This window comes from Pseudomonas oryzae (assembly GCF_900104805.1).
In the GTDB taxonomy this organism is placed as follows: Bacteria; Pseudomonadota; Gammaproteobacteria; order Pseudomonadales; family Pseudomonadaceae; genus Geopseudomonas; species Geopseudomonas oryzae.
On the sequence record NZ_LT629751.1, the window covers coordinates 3,625,047 to 3,644,235 of the forward strand.

20 protein-coding genes are annotated in these 19,189 nt (G+C 69.8%); 14 read left to right on the top strand and 6 right to left on the bottom strand.

Annotated elements, in window-relative coordinates; genetic code table 11:
* Positions 1-88: 88 nt before the first annotated feature.
* The 3 genes from BLT78_RS16405 to BLT78_RS16415 all read left to right on the top strand — a co-directional run bounded on the left by BLT78_RS16405 (position 89) and on the right by BLT78_RS16415 (position 2,302).
* Positions 89-550, top strand: a complete 462-nt coding sequence (locus BLT78_RS16405; RefSeq protein WP_172830801.1) for a hypothetical protein — start codon at positions 89-91, stop codon at positions 548-550.
* 44 nt (positions 551-594) lie between these two features.
* A complete protein-coding gene (locus BLT78_RS16410) occupies positions 595-831 on the top strand; it encodes a TIGR02647 family protein (protein ID WP_090350488.1) in 237 nt (78 codons plus the stop codon).
* 184 nt (positions 832-1,015) lie between these two features.
* Complete coding sequence (locus BLT78_RS16415) at positions 1,016-2,302, top strand: hypothetical protein (RefSeq protein ID WP_157719553.1); 1,287 nt, start codon at positions 1,016-1,018, stop codon at positions 2,300-2,302.
* A 73-nt stretch (positions 2,303-2,375) separates the two neighbouring features.
* Here the strand turns inward: BLT78_RS16415 and rnk are convergent, their stop codons facing one another.
* Positions 2,376-2,780 carry a nucleoside diphosphate kinase regulator gene (gene rnk, locus BLT78_RS16420; RefSeq protein ID WP_090350492.1) on the bottom strand — a complete coding sequence of 135 codons (405 nt, stop codon included), beginning with the start codon at positions 2,778-2,780 and terminating at the stop codon, positions 2,376-2,378.
* 429 nt (positions 2,781-3,209) lie between these two features.
* On the bottom strand, positions 3,210-3,542 hold the full coding sequence (cyaY, locus tag BLT78_RS16425) for an iron donor protein CyaY (protein ID WP_090350495.1): 333 nt from the start codon (positions 3,540-3,542) through the stop codon (positions 3,210-3,212).
* Between the two features lie 151 nt (positions 3,543-3,693).
* Between cyaY and lptM the strand changes: the two genes are divergently transcribed.
* From lptM to BLT78_RS16460, 7 genes are all read left to right on the top strand, one after another.
* Complete coding sequence (lptM, locus tag BLT78_RS16430; RefSeq protein ID WP_090350498.1) at positions 3,694-3,825, top strand: LPS translocon maturation chaperone LptM; 132 nt, start codon at positions 3,694-3,696, stop codon at positions 3,823-3,825.
* Between the two features lie 53 nt (positions 3,826-3,878).
* Positions 3,879-5,126 (top strand): diaminopimelate decarboxylase, encoded by a 1,248-nt coding sequence (lysA, locus tag BLT78_RS16435; protein ID WP_090350501.1) that lies wholly within the window; start codon positions 3,879-3,881, stop codon positions 5,124-5,126.
* Positions 5,127-5,139: 13 nt separating this feature from the next.
* Complete coding sequence (gene dapF, locus BLT78_RS16440) at positions 5,140-5,970, top strand: diaminopimelate epimerase (RefSeq protein WP_090350503.1); 831 nt, start codon at positions 5,140-5,142, stop codon at positions 5,968-5,970.
* On the top strand, positions 5,967-6,662 hold the full coding sequence (locus BLT78_RS16445; protein WP_090350506.1) for a DUF484 family protein: 696 nt from the start codon (positions 5,967-5,969) through the stop codon (positions 6,660-6,662). The genes dapF and BLT78_RS16445 overlap by 4 nt, the downstream gene beginning before the upstream one ends.
* Positions 6,663-6,756: 94 nt before the next feature.
* Positions 6,757-7,770 carry a tyrosine recombinase XerC gene (locus BLT78_RS16450; RefSeq protein WP_090350507.1) on the top strand — a complete coding sequence of 338 codons (1,014 nt, stop codon included), beginning with the start codon at positions 6,757-6,759 and terminating at the stop codon, positions 7,768-7,770.
* A 67-nt stretch (positions 7,771-7,837) separates the two neighbouring features.
* A complete protein-coding gene (locus BLT78_RS16455; protein WP_090350509.1) occupies positions 7,838-8,542 on the top strand; it encodes an HAD family hydrolase in 705 nt (234 codons plus the stop codon).
* 46 nt (positions 8,543-8,588) lie between these two features.
* Positions 8,589-9,359: a CPBP family intramembrane glutamic endopeptidase gene (locus BLT78_RS16460; RefSeq protein WP_090352363.1), complete on the top strand. Its 771-nt coding sequence runs from the start codon at positions 8,589-8,591 to the stop codon at positions 9,357-9,359.
* Between the two features lie 62 nt (positions 9,360-9,421).
* On the opposite strand, the gene sutA is transcribed toward BLT78_RS16460, so the two are convergent.
* The 4 genes from sutA to glnK all read right to left on the bottom strand — a co-directional run bounded on the left by sutA (position 9,422) and on the right by glnK (position 12,985).
* Positions 9,422-9,733 carry a transcriptional regulator SutA gene (gene sutA / locus BLT78_RS16465; RefSeq protein ID WP_090350511.1) on the bottom strand — a complete coding sequence of 104 codons (312 nt, stop codon included), beginning with the start codon at positions 9,731-9,733 and terminating at the stop codon, positions 9,422-9,424.
* Positions 9,734-9,955: 222 nt separating this feature from the next.
* Positions 9,956-11,206 (bottom strand): ammonium transporter, encoded by a 1,251-nt coding sequence (gene amt / locus BLT78_RS16470; protein WP_090350513.1) that lies wholly within the window; start codon positions 11,204-11,206, stop codon positions 9,956-9,958.
* Between the two features lie 77 nt (positions 11,207-11,283).
* Positions 11,284-12,600: an ammonium transporter gene (locus BLT78_RS16475; RefSeq protein WP_090350515.1), complete on the bottom strand. Its 1,317-nt coding sequence runs from the start codon at positions 12,598-12,600 to the stop codon at positions 11,284-11,286.
* 46 nt (positions 12,601-12,646) lie between these two features.
* Positions 12,647-12,985 (bottom strand): P-II family nitrogen regulator, encoded by a 339-nt coding sequence (gene glnK, locus BLT78_RS16480; RefSeq protein ID WP_090350517.1) that lies wholly within the window; start codon positions 12,983-12,985, stop codon positions 12,647-12,649.
* A 460-nt stretch (positions 12,986-13,445) separates the two neighbouring features.
* Between glnK and BLT78_RS16485 the strand changes: the two genes are divergently transcribed.
* The 4 genes from BLT78_RS16485 (at position 13,446) to nhaA (ending at position 19,185) form a co-directional block, all read left to right on the top strand.
* The gene (locus BLT78_RS16485) at positions 13,446-13,706 is read left to right on the top strand and encodes an accessory factor UbiK family protein (protein ID WP_090350520.1); all 261 of its coding nucleotides are present in this window, start codon (positions 13,446-13,448) and stop codon (positions 13,704-13,706) included.
* A gap of 40 nt (positions 13,707-13,746) precedes the next feature.
* Positions 13,747-15,246: a YifB family Mg chelatase-like AAA ATPase gene (locus BLT78_RS16490; RefSeq protein WP_090350522.1), complete on the top strand. Its 1,500-nt coding sequence runs from the start codon at positions 13,747-13,749 to the stop codon at positions 15,244-15,246.
* Between the two features lie 168 nt (positions 15,247-15,414).
* Positions 15,415-17,424 carry a DNA helicase Rep gene (gene rep, locus BLT78_RS16495; protein WP_090350525.1) on the top strand — a complete coding sequence of 670 codons (2,010 nt, stop codon included), beginning with the start codon at positions 15,415-15,417 and terminating at the stop codon, positions 17,422-17,424.
* 360 nt (positions 17,425-17,784) lie between these two features.
* Positions 17,785-19,185, top strand: coding sequence for a Na+/H+ antiporter NhaA (nhaA, locus tag BLT78_RS16500; RefSeq protein ID WP_172830802.1), 1,401 nt, complete (start codon positions 17,785-17,787; stop codon positions 19,183-19,185).
* The last annotated feature ends 4 nt before the right edge of the window (positions 19,186-19,189 follow it).

The following is a 19,189-nucleotide window of genomic DNA, read 5'->3' on the forward strand; positions in this document are numbered from 1 at the left end:
CTACAGGGCCACCCGCGACCAACGAGCGCTTGCCGCGCCCGGCATCGGCGGGGTATGAAGGAGGCCACGGCCGCCCGGAATCCCCGCCATGCCCACTCCCGACCGCCCACGCTTTCGCGTCAGCGCCGACCGCCAGTCGGCCAGCCGCCGCGTGCGCTACATCGAGACCAGCCGCCCGGACGACGGCAGCTGCACCCTCTGCCGGCTGGATGAAGAGCATCCGCCGCTTTCCGACGAGCCCCCTGCCATGAGCGAACACCACGCCGAGGACGATGCCGTCTTCGCCGAAGAGAAACTGATCGAGGCCATCGAGAACCAGATCGCCGCCGGCGAGCCGGCCGCCACCCTGGCCACCCTCAACAAGCTGACCCTGGTCGGCTACGAGCGCGAAGATGCCGTGCGCCTGATGGCGCTGATCCTCGCCCACGAGATCGAGAACATGCTCGCCGACAACCGTCCGTTCGACGGCGCCGGCTACGAGCGCATGCTGCGCGCCCTGCCCGAACTGCCCGAGGCGCTGCAGGGCGCGGACGACGAGGAAGACGAATAACAACCAGCGGCAGCACCCGCTGCCGCCTCTGCACCGGAGGCACCATGCGCCTGAATCCCGAGCTGATCGCCGAACTGGAACTGCTCACCCTGTTCAACCCGGACAACACCCAGGAGGGCCTCAAGATCCACCACGACGCCGCCCCGCAGATGATCGCCGCCGGCGAGCGCCTGCACGCCAAGGGCCTGATCAGCGAGGCCGACGGCGGCTACCTGACCAGCCTGGGCCTCGACGCCGTCGAGCAGCTGCGCACCGTGCTGACCATCCTGCGGCCGGCCTGAAGACCGCGGTGGCGTAGCCGGCCCGGCGCCGGCTCCGCCTGGTCCGCGCAACGATAGCGGCCCCAGCCCTCCCGCACTACAGGCCGGCGCCCACCCGGCCACCCCTCAGGGCTTGACCTCCTCGGCAAAGCAGCTGGCCGGAAAGCGCTATGCTGCGGTCCTCTCCCGGACAAGGACGTCTCGCATGCCTCGTGCTTCACACCTCACCCTCGTCGTGCTCGGCGGCGCGGCAATGCTCGCCGCCCTGGCGCTGTACTGGATCCGCGACACGCCGCTGGACCGCCAGGCGAGCGCCTGGGTGGCGGCGGCCCGCACCCAGCAGAAACCCAGTGCCGGGCACCTCTACCTGCTGGGTCTGGATGCCGCCGCCGAACCGATGAGCGCCGGCCGGGCCCGCCTGGCCGATTACCGGCAGTGGCGCGCCACGCATTCGCCCTTCGATGACGGGTTCCAGCCGGCGCCGCTGCGCCAGCTGGACATCCCCAAGCTCGCCGCACCGCACGACCGACCAGGCTGCCTGGAGCCAGTGCGCAACGCGGCGTATCTGACGCAGGGCCGGGAGCTGCTGGCACGCTATCGGCAGGCCGCGCGCCTCGCCGATCTGCGCCGCCTGATTGCCAGCGAGCCGGCGGAACCGTGGCCGAACTTTGCCGCCCTGGTGACCGGCAACCGCCTGCTGGCGCTGGAAGCCTGCCGGCTGCTGCTCGACGGTCAGCCCGGGCAGGCCAGAGCCCTGCTCGAGGAAGACCTCGGCCACTGGCGCCGGCATCTGGCCGCCGCCGACAGCCTGATCCAGAAGATGGTTGTCGCCCACCTGGTCGCCAGCGACATCGGCACCCTCGCGGCGCTGTACCAGCAGGGCCTGATCGAGCAGCCTGCGCCACAGCCAGCCCTGACGGCCGCCGAGCGCTCGCTGCAGAGCGCCATGCAGAGCGAGTTCGCCATGCAGGCCAATGGCTTGGCGGCGATGCGCGACGACCCCGCGCTCATCACGGAGAAAGGCCGCCTCGCCCTGCAGCTGCTGTACAAGCCGAACATGAGCAGCAACGCCATCCTGCCCCGCTACCTGCACATTGCCGCCGCCTCGCAGCTGACGGCGAGCGAGTTTTCCGGCTGGCTACGCGAGCAGCCACAACCCCCGCTCCACCAGGACTGGCGCAATCCCATCGGCAATATACTGGCCGCCGTCGCCGTACCGGACATGAGCCAGTACCTGGCGCGGCTGCATGACCTGGATACACGCATCCAGCTCTTCAACCGCCTCAACAGCCTGGCTCCCGGCTTCACCGTCGCTCAGGCGCTGAGCGCCACCGCCGCAGGCAATCCCTACGGCGCGGGGCCGGCCCGGCTGCTCGAGGCCAGCCCGCCGCAACTCTGCTACGACGGACCGCTGGCCGACCCCAAGCACAGACGCTGCCTGCCACTGCTCGGCCGCGCCGTACCGGCCACAAGCGGCTCCGCTTCGCGCTAGCGCCTTGCCCCAGAAATGACAAAGCCCGCGACCGATCACCGGTGCGGGCTGTTGCCGTACTCGCCGACCGACTTCAGCGCACCGCGCCGGCCGCCTCCGGCTGGTAGTCGACGCCGAGCAGGGTCAGCTGCAGAGCCTTGCCGCCGGGCACCGCCCAGTCGATGGTCTGCCCCACCGACAGGCCGAGCAGCGCGCAACCGACCGGCGCCAGCACCGACACGGTGCCCTCGCCGCCCGCCTCGTGCGGGTAGACCAGGGTCAGGCGGTATTCCTTGCCGCTGGCTTCCTCGCGGCAGCGTGCGGTGGAGTTCATGGTCACCACGCCCGGCGGCACCTCGTCCAGGCCGACCACCTCGGCGCGACCCAGTTCGCGCTCCAGGGCCTCGGCGGCGGGACCGAACTCGTCCAGGCTGTCCAGCAGCTTCTCCAGACGCTGCAGGTCGAGACGGGTGATGGTGATGGGGGGCGACAGGCTCATGATGTCGGCAGGGCTCCTTGTGGGGATCGGAAAAAGCAAAACCCCGCCCGAACAGGCTGTGCGAAAACGTCGCGAACGTCGGCGAAGCAAAGCCGAAAGGACGGCCCCGAAGGGCTGCCGCTTTCAACGGCGCATCGCCCGACGCGGTGTCTTGACACAACCGGCGCAGGCGGGGTTTCGAGCGACCATATCACAGCAAGGCGAATAGGCAAGCCGACCGGGTCAATCGCCGGAGACTGTAGGAGCGAGCTTGCGCGCGATCTGGGCAGCACAAGAAGATCGCCAGTCAGCTGGGTGGCTCAACTCGCGCAGCGATTGCCCGCCAATCCGGCAGACGCGCGGCCAGCGGTAGAAAACCGCTGCGCGGGTTTTCAACCCTGCATCGCCGGACCGGCGGGCTGTCGGCCGCGGCTCGGGAGGCGCGAACGCTCAGAGCGCCGAGAAGTCGACCGCCTCGCCGCCCTGTTCGCGCACCAGGCGCGCCAGCATATCGACCAGCGCCTCGCCATTGGCGTCGCACACCCAGGTCGCGGCCGCCTCGTCGTAGTCGAAATGGAAACCGCCGGAGCGCGCCGCCAGCCACAGCTGACGCAGCGGCTCCTGGCGGCTGAAGATCAGCTGGCTGCCATTGTCGAAGCGCACGGTGAGCACACCGCCGCTGTTTTCCAGGTCCACATCCAGGTCGCTGGCGTCGAAGGCATCCTCGACCGCCCGCTGCAGGGCATCCACCAGGCTGTGGAAGCGGGCCTCGCTAAGACTCATGAACTTTGTCTCCACTCGAAGGAAAGGCTCCCGGCTCGCCTGCCGCGAGCCGGCACGCAGGCCGCGCCCGCCGTGCGTCCCGGCGCATAGGCAAGCCCTCGGGGGGTCGGTATACTCCGGCGCATTCGCTGCTTTTACAAGGATTTCCGCCATGAAGCGCCTGCTGCTTCCGCTCCTCGCGCTGTTCGTGCTCAGCGCCGGCCTCACCGGCTGCGGCCAGAAGGGCCCGCTGTACCTGCCCGGCGACGACAAGGCCAACAGCAAAGACCGTTTCGAATTCTAAGATTCTGCGCACCCGCCGCCGCCGCGGGTGCCCCGGCTCCCCGAGGAGGCCTCATGCAACCCTTCCAGTACCGCGACGGCCAGCTGTTCGCGGAGGGCGTGGCGCTGTCCGCCATCGCCGAGCGCTTCGGCACCCCCACCTACGTCTATTCGCGCGCCCACATCGAGGCGCAGTACCGTGCCTACGCCGACGCCCTGGCCGGCATGCCGCACCTGGTGTGCTTCGCGGTCAAGGCCAACTCCAACCTCGGCGTGCTCAACCTGCTCGCCCGCCTCGGCGCCGGCTTCGACATCGTCTCGCGCGGTGAGCTGGAGCGCGTGCTGGCCGCCGGCGGCGAGCCTGGCAAGATCGTCTTCTCCGGCGTCGGCAAGAGCCGCGACGACATGCGCCGGGCGCTGGAAGTCGGCGTGCACTGCTTCAACGTCGAGTCCGACGTCGAGCTGGAGCGCCTGCAGCAGGTGGCCGCCGAGCTGGGCGTCAAGGCGCCGGTGTCGCTGCGCGTCAACCCGGACGTCGACGCACAGACCCACCCGTACATCTCCACCGGCCTCAAGGAGAACAAGTTCGGCATCAGCATCGACGTCGCCGAGCGCGTTTACGCCCGCGCCGCCGAGCTGCCGAACCTCGAGGTGGTCGGCGTCGACTGCCACATCGGCTCGCAGCTGACCCAGCTGGAACCGTTCCTCGATGCCCTCGAGCGCCTGCTGGCGCTGGTCGACCGTCTGGCCGAGCGCGGCATCCAGATCAAGCACCTGGATCTGGGCGGCGGCCTCGGCGTGCGCTACCGCGACGAGGAGCCGCCGCTGGCCGGCGACTACATCAAGGCGGTGCGCGAGCGGCTGGCCGGTCGCGCGCTGGCCCTGGTGTTCGAGCCGGGCCGCTCGATCGTGGCCAACGCCGGCGTGCTGCTGACCCGCGTCGAGTACCTCAAGCACACCGAGCACAAGGACTTCGCGGTGATCGACGCGGCGATGAACGACCTGATCCGCCCGGCGCTGTACCAGGCGTGGATGGACATCGTCGCGGTGCAGCCGCGCGCGGGCGAGGCACGCCGCTACGACCTGGTCGGGCCGATCTGCGAGACCGGCGACTTCCTCGGCAAGGACCGCGAGCTGGTGCTGGCCGAGGGCGACCTGCTGGCGGTGCGCTCGGCGGGCGCCTACGGCTTCGTCATGAGCTCCAACTACAACACCCGCGGCCGCGCCGCCGAGGTGCTGGTGGATGGCGAGCAGCTGCACCTGGTGCGCCGCCGCGAGAGCATCGAAGAGCTGTACGCCGGCGAAAGCCTGCTGCCCAACTGACCCGGAGGCCGGCATGCTGCTGCGTTTCACCAAGATGCACGGGCTGGGCAACGACTTCATGGTCCTCGACCTGGTCACCCAGCACGCCCACGTGCAGCCCAAGCATGTGCGCCAGTGGGGCGACCGCCACACCGGCGTCGGCTTCGACCAGCTGCTGATCGTCGAGCCGCCGAGCCGCCCGGATGTGGACTTCCGCTACCGCATCTTCAACGCCGACGGCTCCGAGGTGGAGCAGTGCGGCAACGGCGCGCGCTGCTTCGCCCGCTTCGTCCTCGACAAGCGCCTGACCGCGAAGAAGCGCATCCGCGTCGAGACCAAGAACAGCATCATCGAGCTGAACGTGCGCAACGACGGGCAGATCACCGTGGACATGGGCGCGCCGCGCCTTGCCCCTGCGGAGGTGCCCTTCGTCGCCGCCGAAGCCGCCATCGCCTACGAGGTCGAAGTCGGCGGGCGGAGCGTCGAGCTGGCCGCCATCTCGATGGGCAATCCGCACGGCGTGCTGCGCGTCGCCGACGTCGACACGGCGCCGGTGCACCAGCTCGGCCCGCAGCTGGAGACCCACCCGCGCTTCCCGCAGAAGGCCAACATCGGCTTCCTGCAGGTGGTCGACGCCCATCACGCGCGCCTGCGCGTGTGGGAACGCGGCTGCGGCGAGACCCAGGCCTGCGGCACCGGCGCCTGCGCCGCCGCGGTGGCCGGCATCCGCCAGGGCTGGCTGCAGTCGCCGGTGCAGATCACCCTGCCCGGCGGCAGCCTGACCATCGAGTGGGCCGGACCCGGCGCGCCGGTGCTGATGACCGGCCCGGCGGTGCGCGTGTTCGAAGGTCAGGTGCGCCTGTGAGCGAGGAGCCGCCCGTGCCGGAGCTGGACGCCGAACAGGTCGCCGCCTGGCTGGCGGCGCACCCGCAGTTCTTCACCGGCCGTGACGAACTGCTCGCCGAGCTGCACATCCCCCACGAGGCGGGCCATGCGGTGTCGCTGGTCGAGCGCCAGCTGCGCCTGCTGCGCGAGCGCAACCACGAGCTGCGCGCGCGCCTGACCCAGCTGATGGACATCGCCCGCGACAACGATCGCCTGTTCGCCCGCACCCGCCGGCTGATCATCGCCCTGCTCGATGCCGAAGACCTCGAGGCGCTGGTGGCCGCCGCCGAGGACAGCCTGCGCCACGACTTCCAGGTGCCCTACGTCAGCCTGCTGCTGTTCAGCGACACCCCGCCGGCGGTCGGCCGCTGGGTCAGTCCGGAGCAGGCGCAGCAGGCGGTCGGCGCCCTGCTCGCCGGCAACAAGACGGTGTGCGGCGTGCTGCGCCCCAGCGAGCTGACCTTCCTGTTCCCCGCCGAAAACATCGCCAGCATCGGCTCGGCGGCGGTGGCGGTACTCGACCACCAGGGCCTGCACGGCGTGCTGGCTCTCGGCAGTCCCGATCCGCAACACTACAAGAGCTCGCTGGGCACCGTGTTCCTCGGCCACGTGGCGGAAATCATCGCCCGTCTGCTGCCGCGCCTGGTGCCGACGCTGCGCGCGGTACGCTGAGGCCACGCCGCGCAGCGCCGCCGGTCTGGTCGAACAGCCCTGCGCGCGCTTGGTGTCATCCACCCCAGCCATGAGCCATTCCAGGGAGTCCGCCATGCACGCCGAACTGGACGCCTACCTCGAGCATCTGCGCCGCGAGCGCCAGCTGTCGCCGCACAGCCTGGCCGGCTACCGCCGCGACCTCGACAAACTGCTTGCCCTGGCCAGCGCGGCCGGTCTCGAGCGCTGGGAGCAGCTCGACGGCCGGACGCTGCGGCGCCTGCTCGCCAGCCTGCACCAGCAGGGCCTGGCGCCGCGCAGCCTGGCGCGCTGGCTGTCCGCCTGCCGCGGCCTGTACCGCTACCTGATCCGCGAGGGCCACTGCCGCAGCGACCCCAGCGCCGGCCTGCACCCGCCCAAGGGGGACAAGCGCCTGCCCCGGCTGCTCGACACCGACCGCGCCCAGCAGCTGCTCGACGGCGCGACGGACGTCGATACGGCGGGCGCCGTTGCGTCGGGCGTCGGTACGTCGGGCGGCGACTTGCCGGGCGCCGCTGCCGCGGGCACCACAGCGCCGGAGGACGCCTTCCTCGCCTGCCGCGACCAGGCGATGCTCGAGCTGTTCTACTCCTCCGGCCTGCGCCTGTCCGAACTGACCGGCCTCGACCTGGCGCAGCTGGATCTGGCCGCCGGCCTGGTGCGGGTGCGCGGCAAGGGCAACAAGGTCCGCGAGCTGCCGGTCGGGCGCAAGGCGCGCGAGGCGCTGCAGGCCTGGCTGCCGCTGCGCCAGCAGGTCGCCGTCGATCCGGCGCTGTTCGTCGGCCGGCGCGGCCAGCGCCTCGGCCCGCGCGCGGTGCAGCTGCGCGTGCGCCAGGCCGGGGTGCGCCAGCTGGGCCAGCACCTGCACCCGCACATGCTGCGCCACAGCTTCGCCAGCCACCTGCTGGAGTCCTCCCAGGACCTGCGCGCGGTGCAGGAGCTGCTCGGTCACGCCGACATCGGCACCACGCAGATCTACACCCACCTCGACTTCCAGCACCTGGCGCGCATCTACGACCAGGCCCACCCGCGTGCGCACCGGCGCAGCAGTGCAGCACCGGCAAGCGACGAAGACGACAGCCAGGAATGAATTCCGGCGGTATGATGCAGAGACTGACCGAAACAGTCGGCCATCGCGGCCACTGGAGAGACCGCCCGTGACCCTGCGCCTGATCACCTTCGACCTCGACGACACCCTGTGGGACGTCGGCCCGGTACTCGACAGCGCCGAAGCCGAACTGCTGACCTGGCTGGCCGAGCACGCCCCGGTGCTCGGCGCCGAGGCGGACGAACGCCTGCAGCACAGCAAGCGCTGGGTGCTGGAGCAGGACCCGACCCTCAAGGGCCGCATCAGCGAACTGCGCCGCCGCACCCTGCGCCACGGCCTGTGCAGCGCCGGCTACGCCGAGGTCGAGGCCGCGCGCCTGGCCGAGGCCGCCTTCCAGCACTTCCTCGCCGCGCGCCAGCAGGTCAGCCTGTTCCCCGAGGTGCTGCCCACCCTGCAGCAGCTGGGCCGCCAGTTCCGCCTGGGCGTGCTGACCAACGGCAATGCCGACGTGCAGCGCATCGGCATCGCCGACTACTTCCACTTCGCCTTCAGCGCCGAAGAGCTGGGCGTGAGCAAGCCCGATCCGCGCGCCTTCCACGCCGTGCTCGAGCACGCCGACATCCCCGCCGCACAGGCCGTGCATATCGGCGACCATCCGCGCGACGATATCCAGGGCGCCCAGGCCGCCGGCATGCGCGCGGTGTGGGTCAATCCGCAGGGCAAGCCCTGGGAGGGCACAGGCCGCCCGGACGCGCAGATCGCCAGCCTGGCCGAGCTGCCCGCGCTGCTCGACGCCTGGCAGGCCGGGCACTGACGCGGAGCCCCCGGGCTTGTCCGACGCGCCGGCGACCCAGCTGAGCATGCGGGGCGCCACCGCGCCGCTGCTGCTGCCCGTCGCCACGCTGCTCCCCGGCCTGCTCGCCGGTGGCATCCAGCCGCCCGGCCTGCTGGGCGGCGCGCTGTTCGTCGCCTGGCTGCTGTATCCGCCCGGGCGGCTGCCCCGCGGGCTGTGGCTGGCCGGCAGCCTGCTGGCCAGCCTGGCCCTGGCCGCCCACCTGCTGCCCGGCTTCACGCCGCTGGCGCTCGCCGCGCCGCGCGCGCTCAGTCCGGACGCCGCGCCCTACGCACTGCGCCTGCACTGGGACAAGCTGCTGCTCGGCGCCAGCCTGCTGGCCTGGTGGTGGCGCGAGTCCGCCAGCCGCCGGCCAGCGTCGGCACGGCCGCGCGCCGCCTGGAGCTGCGCACTGGCCACCCTGCTCGGCGTGCCGGCGCTGGCCCTGGCGCTCGGCGTGGTGGCCTGGCAGCCGAAGTGGCCTGCCGAGCTGGCGCTGTGGCTGGCGGTGAACCTCGGCGTCACGGTGCTGGCCGAGGAGCTGCTGTTTCGCGGCCTGCTGCAGGGCGCACTGGTCGCCCGCCTCGGCGCGGCGCGCGGCATCGGCCTCACCGCCCTGCTGTTCGGTCTGGCCCACGCGCCCTTCAGCCCGGGCTTCGCCCTCGCCGCCGCCCTGGCCGGCCTCGGTTACGGCTGGGTCATGCAGCTGTCCGGGCGCCTGGCCGCCGCGGTGCTGCTGCACGGTGCGCTCAACCTGCTGCACTTCCTGCTGCTCAGCTATCCGCTGCGCCTGCCCTGAAAACGCCGAGGGCGATCCCGGTATTCCGGGATCGCCCTCGCGACCAGCCCCGATCGGTTCGATCAGATCGGGCGGCTGCCGTACTTGCTGTCCGGCTTCTTCGGCGGGTCGGCAACCACGTTGGATTCGATTTCCTGCACCTTGCCACCGCGAGCGAGGAACTCCTCCATCGCCCTGGCCAGCGCATCGCGCTCCTTCTGCTTGGCCTCGATCGAGGGCAGCTCTTCCGGCTCGGCTTCCTTCTTCGACTTCTTGGCTACCGGGGCAGCCACCTCGTCGTCGCCGTCACCGTCGTCGTCCGGCGCGGCACCCAGCTCTTCCTCGCCTTCCTCGGCGCCTTCCAGCTCGTCTTGTTCCAGATCTTCTTCGCTCATGATGAAACCCCATGGTGCTGCAAAAGCATTTTGTATATAGCCCAACAGCGTCGCTTGCGCGCGCCGCCGGTGCAAATTCGGCCGGACTCCACCGGGTCGCCGCCGTGGGCAACCCCCGCCCCGAGCCGGGCTGCAGAGCCGTTCGCGCGCATTCTAGCGCGCTGCCAGAAAAAACAAAGGGCACCCGCAGGTGCCCTTCGTCTGGCCGCAAAGGGGGCCGGATCAGCTCTTGCGAGTGAACTCCGGGTAGGCCTCCATGCCGCACTCGGCGATGTCGACGCCGGCGTATTCGTCCTCGGCGTCCACGCGCAGGCCCATCACCGCCTTGAGGATGGCCCACAGCAGCAGGCTGGCGCAGAACACCCAGCCGAAGATGCAGGCGATGCCGAGCAGCTGGGCGGCGAAGCTGCCGCTGTCGTTGGTCAGCGGCACGGCCAGCAGGCCCCAGGTGCCGGCCAGGCCGTGCACGGCGATGGCGCCGACCGGGTCGTCGATCTTCAGCTTGTCGAGCAGCAGCACGCCACCCACCGCCAGCACGCCACCGACGGCGCCGATCAGCACCGCCATCAGCACCGAGGGGGTCACCGGCTCGGCGGTGATCGCCACCAGACCGGCCAAGGCACCGTTGAGCGCCATGGTCAGGTCGGCCTTGCCGAACAGCAGACGGGCGGCGATCAGCGCGGCCAGCAGGCCACCGGCGGCGGCCATGTTGGTGTTCAGGAAGGCCGCCGCCACGGCGTTGGCGTTCTCGATGCTGCTGACGGCCAGCTGCGAACCGCCGTTGAAGCCGAACCAGCCGAACCACAGGATCAGCGCGCCCAGCGTGGCCAGCGGCAGGTTGCAACCGGGGATGGCGTTGACCTGGCCGTCGGGGCCGTACTTGCCGCGGCGCGCGCCGAGCAGCAGCACTCCGGCCAGGGCGGCGGCGGCACCGCACAGGTGCACCACGCCGGAACCGGCGAAGTCGAGGAAGCCGGCCTGGTTGAGGAAGCCGGAGCCCCACTTCCAGTAGCCCTGCACCGGATAGATGAAGCCGGTCATCACCACCGCGAAGGCGAGGAAGGCCCACAGCTTCATGCGCTCGGCCACCGCACCGGAGACGATCGACATGGCGGTGGCGACGAACACCACCTGGAAGAAGAAGTCGGCGCGCTTGGAGTAGCCCGGCGCATCCTCGCCGCCGGCGGCGACCACGTCGACCGCGTGCTCGGCACCGATCAGGAAGCCCAGGCTCGGCAGGATGCCGCCCTCCGGGCTGGAGTACATGATGTGGTAGCCGACCAGCATGTACATCACGCAGGCCACCGCGTACAGGGTGACGTTCTTGGTGAGGATCTCGGTGGTGTTCTTGGCCCGTACCAGGCCGGACTCGAGCATGGCGAAACCGGCCGCCATCCACATCACCAAGGCGCCGCAGATCACCAGATAGAAGGTGTCGAGGGCGTATTGCAGGGGAATCAGTTCGTTTTCCATGGCGAAACCTTTTCTCGGGGCGCACAGGCGCCTGTGACGGGCGCCCGAAGGCGCCCGCCGTGTCCATCATCAGGGGTTCAGAGGTTGTAGCCGCGCTCGTTGTGCTCGGCGAGATCCAGGCCGCTGCTCTCGGCTTCCTCGCTGACGCGCAGGCCCATGACCAGGTCCAGCACCTTGAGGATCACGAAGGTGACGATGCCGGTGTAGACCACGGTGAAGGCCACGCCCTTGAACTGGGTGAACAGCTGGGCGCCGATGTCTTCCACGCTGCCGAAGCCGCCCAGGGCCGGCGCGGCGAAGGCACCGGTGAGGATGGCGCCGACGATGCCGCCGACGCCGTGCACGCCGAAGGCGTCCAGCGAGTCGTCGTAGCCCAGCTTGCGCTTGAGGCTGGTGGCGGTGAAGAAGCAGATCACGCCGGAGGCCAGGCCGATCGCCAGGGCGCCCATCGGGCCGGCGGTGCCGGCAGCCGGGGTGATGGCCACCAGGCCGGCGACCACGCCGGAAGCGATGCCCAGAGCGCTCGGTTTGCCGTGGGTGATCCACTCGGCGAACATCCAGCCCAGCGCGGCGGCGGCGGTGGCGATCTGGGTCACCAGCATGGCCATGCCGGCGGTGCCGTTGGCGGCGATCGCCGAGCCGGCGTTGAAGCCGAACCAGCCGACCCACAGCATGGCCGCGCCCATCAGGGTGTAGCCGAGGTTGTGCGGCGCCATGTGGGTGGTCGGATAGCCCTTGCGCTTGCCGATCACCAGGCAGGCCACCAGACCGGCGATACCGGCGTTGATGTGCACCACGGTGCCGCCGGCGAAGTCGAGCACGCCCCAGTCCCACATCAGGCCGCCGTCGCCGGCCCAGACCATGTGGGCGATCGGCGCGTAGACCAGGGTGAACCACACGGCGGTGAAGATCAGCATGGCGGAGAACTTCATGCGCTCGGCGAAGGCGCCGACGATCAGCGCCGGGGTGATGATGGCGAAGGTCATCTGGAAGAAGATGAACACGCTTTCCGGGAAGGCACCGATCAGGCTGTCGGTCCCCAGGCCGGCGAGGAAGGCCTTGGACAGGCCGCCGACGAAGGAATTGAAGTTGACGACGCCCTGCTCCATGCCGGCGGTGTCGAAGGCCAGGCTGTAGCCGTAGATGACCCACAGTACGCTGATCAGGCCGGTGATGGCGAAGCACTGCATCATCACCGACAGGACGTTCTTGGAACGCACCATGCCGGCGTAGAACAGCGCCAGGCCGGGCACGGTCATGAACAGCACCAGCGCGCTGGCGGTCATCATCCAGGCGGTGTCACCGCTGTTCAGGACGACCTCGTCGGCCAGAGCCAGGCTGGGGGTAACGAGGGACAATAGGGCTCCGAGCCCTGCGAGCTTGCGCAGAGTCATGTGTTACTCCTGGGGCGGGGGGTTCGTTGGAGTAAGTTGTTTCGGCTCAGACCGCGTCGGTGCCGGTCTCGCCGGTACGGATGCGGATGGCCTGCTCGAGGTTGACCACGAAGATCTTGCCGTCGCCGATCTTGCCGGTGTTGGCGGCCTTGGTGATGGCGTCGATGACCGCATCCAGCTGGTCGTCGGCGATCGCCACGTCGATCTTCACCTTCGGCAGAAAATCGACCACGTATTCCGCACCGCGATACAGCTCGGTGTGGCCCTTCTGACGGCCGAAGCCCTTGACCTCGGTGACGGTGATGCCCTGCACGCCGATTTCCGACAGCGATTCGCGCACGTCGTCGAGCTTGAACGGCTTGATGATGGCGGTGACTAGCTTCATGAAAGTTTCTCCCGTAATGGTGGACTTGCCCCAGGAACAACGAACCCATGACAAGTCTAAGCGCAGAGTCCGGCGTTTGTAACAGGTGACAGACACTGCGCAGGCTGGATTCAACGTCGGCCGGCAACTGGTAGCGGAGCCGTCCCCCGCTCCGCCTGGCCCGCGGCGGTGACACACGAGCACCGGCTGAGCAGCCCGCTGCAGGTTTCTTGCCAACTCTTCGCATTTGCTTGTTTTTCATGGAGTTACGCCATTTCACCGGTTTTCGCCGCCATTTACGCGCCCTTTATGCACCATTAAAGAGCATTGACGGCGATCTTTCGCGCAATCGGAGTGCAACGACGGGCCGGCGTCGATCGCAAACGCACCAATTCCGGGCACGAATTCCGCCAACGCGCGCCAGGCGCGGATCGGTCGGGTTGTTTGCTAGACTGGCGCCTTCTTTTGCTGGAATACCGCCATGCTGCCGCCCAAAGCCGTACTCGACCTGTTCGCCAGTCAGGCCAGCCGCCTGTTCGGCGCCGACTCGCCGTTGCCGCATGGCGAACTGGAAGCCCAGTTCAAGGCCCTGCTGTCGAGCGCCTTCAGCAAGCTGGATCTGGTCGGCCGCGACGAGTTCGACGCGCAGATGGCGGTGCTGGCGCGTACCCGTGCCCGCCTGGAAGCGCTCGAGGCACGCGTAGCCGAACTGGAAGCCCGTCTGGAGCCGCCGCACCAATAGGGAGCCGCGTCTTCGCGGGACACCTGATCAAGGAGCGATCATGTCCCTCGCCATCGTCCACAGCCGCGCCCAGCTCGGCATCGACGCCCCGGCGGTCAGCGTCGAGGCGCACCTCGCCAACGGCCTGCCCTCGCTGACCCTGGTCGGCCTGCCGGAAACCGCCGTGCGCGAGAGCAAGGACCGCGTGCGCAGCGCGATCCAGAGCTGCGGCTTCGAGTTTCCCAGCAGGCGCATCACCCTCAACCTGGCCCCCGCCGACCTGCCCAAGGACGGCGGGCGCTTCGACCTGGCCATCGCCCTGGGCATCCTCGCCGCCAGCGGCCAGCTGCCCGCCGCCAGCCTGGAAGGCATCGAATGCCTCGGCGAGCTGGCGCTGTCCGGCGCCCTGCGCCCGCTCCGCGGCGTATTGCCCGCCGCCCTGGCCGCGCGCGCCGCGGGCCGCGCGCTGCTGGTGCCGCGCGGCAACGCCGAGGAGGCCGCGCTGGTTTCGGGGCTGACGCTGTACGTTGCCGAGCATCTGCTGGAGGTGGCCGCCCATCTCGCCGGGCATACCCCGCTGGCGCCCTGGACCACGACGGGACAACCGGCCCCAGCGACCAGTCCGGGCGATATCGCCGAGGTGCAGGGCCAGCTGGCCGCCAAGCGCGCCCTGCTGGTCGCCGCCGCCGGCCACCACAACCTGCTGTTCAGCGGCGCGCCGGGCACCGGCAAGACCCTGCTGGCCAGCCGCCTGCCCGGCTTGTTGCCGCCGCTGAGCGAGCAGGAAGCCCTGGAGGTCGCCGCCATCCACTCGGTGGCCGGCCTCGCGCCGCTCAGCGGCTGGCCGCAGCGGCCGTTCCGCCAGCCGCACCACAGCGCCTCCGGCCCGGCGCTGGTCGGCGGCGGCAGCCGTCCCAGGCCGGGCGAGATCAGCCTGGCGCACCACGGCGTGCTGTTCCTCGACGAGCTGCCGGAATTCCCCCGCCACGTGCTCGACGTGCTGCGCCAGCCGCTGGAGAGCGGCGAGATCGTCATCGCCCGCGCCCAGGACAAGCTGCGCTTCCCGGCGCGCTTCCAGCTGGTGGCGGCGATGAATCCCTGTCCGTGCGGCTATCTGGGCGACGCCGAGCAGCGCTGCCGCTGCACCCCGGAGCAGGTGCAGCGCTACCGCGCGCGGCTGTCCGGCCCGTTGCTCGACCGCATCGACCTGCACCTCGCGGTGCGCCGCGAGCCGACCCGCCTGCACGCCGCCACCGCAGGGCCGGACAGCGCTGCGCTGGCGCGCCAGGTGGCCGCCGCCCACGCGCTGCAACTGGCGCGTCAGGGCTGCGCCAACGCCCACCTCGACCTGCCCGGCCTGCTGGCCCACTGCGCCCTGGCCGAGGCCGACCGCCTGTGGCTGGAAGCCGCGGGCGAGCGCCTGCGCCTGTCGCTGCGCGCCCTGCACCGGGTACTCAAGGTGGCACGCACCCTCGCCGACCTGGAGGGAGAGGCGCGGATCGAGCGCGTCCAGCTGGCCGAGGCGCTGCAGTACCGGGTCCCGAGCGAGGGCCCGGCGTAGGCTGGGAAACGGCCGAAGGCATTTCCCACCATCGAAAACCGTTGCCCTGGAAACGCGCCGCGCGAGCCGTCCACCCCGCGCTCGCCCCTCGGTCGCTCGCCCCTGCCCGCGCCGGGGCGGCCTGCTAGAATGCCGCCCTCCCTCTCGTAGCCAGACACCCCTGCCCGCATGTCCCGACTCAACCCCCGCCAGCAGGAAGCCGTCAACTACATCAGCGGCCCGCTGCTGGTGCTGGCCGGCGCCGGCTCCGGCAAGACCAGCGTGATCACCCGCAAGATCGCCTACCTGATCCAGCAGTGCGGCATCGCCGCCCGTCACATAGTCGCGGTGACCTTCACCAACAAGGCGGCGCGCGAGATGAAGGAGCGCGTCGGCCACCTGCTGCGCGGCCGCGAGGGCGCCGGACTGACCGTATCGACCTTCCACAACCTCGGCCTCAACATCATCCGCAAGGAACACGCCCACCTCGGCTACAAGCCGGGCTTCTCGATCTTCGACGAGAGCGACGTCAAGGCGCTGCTCGCCGACATCATGCAGAAGGAATACCAGGGCGACGACGGCGTCGACGAGATCAAGAACCTGATCGGCGCCTGGAAGAACGACCTGATCCTCCCCGAAGAAGCGCTGGAGAAGGCGCGCAACCCGCGCGAGCAGACCGCGGCGATCGTCTACCTGCACTACCAGCGCACCCTCCGCGCCTACAACGCGGTCGACTTCGACGACCTGATCCTGCTGCCGGTCAAGCTGTTCCAGGAGCACCCCGAGGTGCTGCAGAAGTGGCGCAACCGGGTGCGCTACATGCTGGTCGACGAATACCAGGACACCAACGCCAGCCAGTACCTGCTGGTCAAGCTGCTGGTCGCCGAGCGCGCGCAGTTCACCGTGGTCGGCGACGACGACCAGTCGATCTACGCCTGGCGCGGCGCGCGGCCCGAGAACCTGATGCAGCTCAAGGAGGACTTTCCCAGCCTCAAGGTGGTGATGCTCGAGCAGAACTACCGCTCGACCAGCCGCATCCTGAAATGCGCCAACGTGCTGATCGCCAACAACCCGCACGTGTTCGAGAAGCAGCTATGGAGCGAGATGGGCCATGGCGACGAGATCCGCGTGATCCGCTGCAAGAACGAGGAGGCCGAGTGCGAGCGCATCGCCATGGAGATCCTCACCGAGCACCTGCGCACCCAGCGCCCGTACAGCGACTTCGCCATCCTCTACCGCGGCAACTACCAGGCCAAGCTGATGGAGCTGAAGCTGCAGCACCACCAGATCCCCTACCGCCTCTCCGGCGGCACCAGCTTCTTCGCCCGCCAGGAAGTGAAGGACCTGATGAGCTACTTCCGCCTGCTGGTCAATCCGGACGACGACAACGCCTTCCTGCGGGTGATCAACGTGCCGCGCCGCGAGATCGGCTCGGCGACCCTGGAGAAGCTCGGCAACTACGCCACCGCGCGCGGCATCTCGATGTACGCCGCCTGCGACGAGATCGGTCTTGGCGAACACCTCGACAAGCGCTTCACCGAACGCCTGGCCCGCTTCAAGCGCTACCTGGACCGCCTGCGCCAGCGCTGCGCCGAGGAGGAGCCGATCGCCGCGCTGCGCGAGATGATCACCGACATCGACTACGAGAACTGGCTGCGCGAGAACAGCTCCACCGACAAGGCCGCCGAGTACCGGATGAGCAACGTCTGGTTCCTCCTCGAGGCGCTGAAGAACACCTTGGAGAAGGACGAGGACGGCGACATGACCATCGAGCAGGCCATCGCCAAGCTGGTGCTGCGCGACATGCTCGAGCGCCAGCAGGAGGAGGAGGACGGCGCCGAGGGCGTGCAGATGATGACCCTGCACGCCTCCAAGGGCCTGGAATTCCCCTCGGTGTTCATCATGGGCATGGAGGAGGACATCCTCCCGCACCGCTCCAGCATCGAGGCCGACACCGTCGAGGAGGAACGGCGCCTGGCCTACGTCGGCATCACCCGCGCCAAGCAGAACCTCGCCATCACCTTCGCCGCCAAGCGCAAGCAATACGGCGAGGTGATCGACTGCGCGCCGAGCCGCTTCCTCGACGAGCTGCCGGCCGAGGATCTGCAGTGGGAAGGCCAGGAGGACGCCCCGGTGGAAGTCAAGGCGGCGCGCGGCAACAACGCGCTGGCGGATATCCGCGCGCTGCTCAAGCGCTGAGCGGCGCCCCCACGCTGCCTGCCCGGAACGGACAGGCATGCTCCTCGCCGGTTCGCCATCGGCCGCCGCTATGTAACAGGATGTGTTTACGAGCGCCTGCGGTGGCGCTGGCGGCCACCCTCGGCGCCATGCACAAAACCCGCAAACAACCGCATGATCTCGCAATATTGCCGACAATTACCGCAATAAACCGCAACCGGCGGCAACCGCAAAGCGCACCGCCGCCGCCAGACCATGGGGGACTGGTCATCTCCCTCCAGGCTGTGTAGGGTGAAAAACGGGTGTCCGCACTGCAGCGTGCAGGCGGACAGGTTTCTTGTGTTGGTCGGGCCGCCACACAGCCGCAGAGCATGAGCGACCATGACCCCGACTCCTTCCCGCAAGGCGCTGCCGGCTGCGCAGCGCATCGCCGACAAGGCCTTCGACGCCCTCGAGCACTTCCTGCACATCGAAGCCGTCAGCGGCATCGTCCTGCTGCTGGCCGCCGCCGTCGCCCTGATCTGGGCCAACTCACCCGCCGCCGAGAGCTATGAGCACCTCTGGCACCTGCCGCTGGGCTTCAGCCTGGGCGACTTCAGCATCTCCCACTCGCTGCATTTCTGGATCAACGACGCGCTGATGACGGTGTTCTTCCTGGTCGTCGGCATGGAGATCCGCCGCGAGATCCACGACGGCGCCCTGGCCAACCTGCGCCAGGCGGCCCTGCCGCTGGGTGCCGCGCTGGGCGGCGTGGCGGTGCCGGCGCTGGCCTACCTGGCCGTCAGCGGCAGCGCGGAGCTGCGCTCGGGCTGGGCCGTGCCGACCGCCACCGACATCGCCTTCGCCATCGGCGTGCTGGCGCTGCTCGGCAAGTCGATCCCCGGCTGTGTGCGCATCTTCCTGCTCGCCCTGGCGATCATCGACGACATCATCGCCGTGCTGATCATCGCCCTGTTCTACTCCGGCGGTCTCGATGCCACCGGCTTCCTGATCGCCGGCGTCGGCCTGCTGCTGGTCCTCGGCTTCCAGGCCATCGGCATCGGTTCGGCCTGGGCCTACGTGCTGCCCGGCGCCCTGCTGTGGTTCGGCCTGCTCAAGACCGGCGCGCACCCGACCCTGGCCGGCGTGGTACTCGGCCTGCTGACCCCGGTCCTGCCGGCGCGCGGCGTCGCCCCGCTGGACAGCGCCAGCCACGCCCTGCAGGAGTTCGCCGAACGCGCCGGCAACGGCGGCGGGGATGCCCACCAGCTGCTGCAGCCGGTCAAGCGCCTGCGTCGCGCCCAGCGCGAACTGCTGCCGCCGGTGGTACGCGTGCAGATGGCCCTGCACCCCTGGGTGGCCTACGGCGTGATGCCGCTGTTCGCCCTCGCCAACGCCGGGGTGAGCCTGGACGGCGTCGACCTCGCCGCCGGCGGCACCACCAGCGTGATGCTCGGCGTCGCCCTCGGCCTGGTGCTCGGCAAGCCGCTCGGCATCCTGCTGTCCAGCTGGCTGCTGGTGCGCCTCGGCTGGTGCCGTCTGCCCGCCGGGATGAACTGGTCGTGGATGTGGCTGATCGGCTGCCTGGCCGGCATCGGCTTCACCATGTCGATCTTCATCGCCACCCTGGCCTTCGCCGACGCCAGCCTGCTCGGCGCCGCCAAACTGGGCGTGCTGCTCGCCTCGGCGCTGGCCGCCTGCCTGGGCCTGGCCATGGGCGCCGTGCTGGTGCGGCGCGCCCGCGCCGGCCGGGCGGCAGCCGAGGCTCGCGACGACCACTCCGCGCAGGCGCTGACTTCCTGAGTCT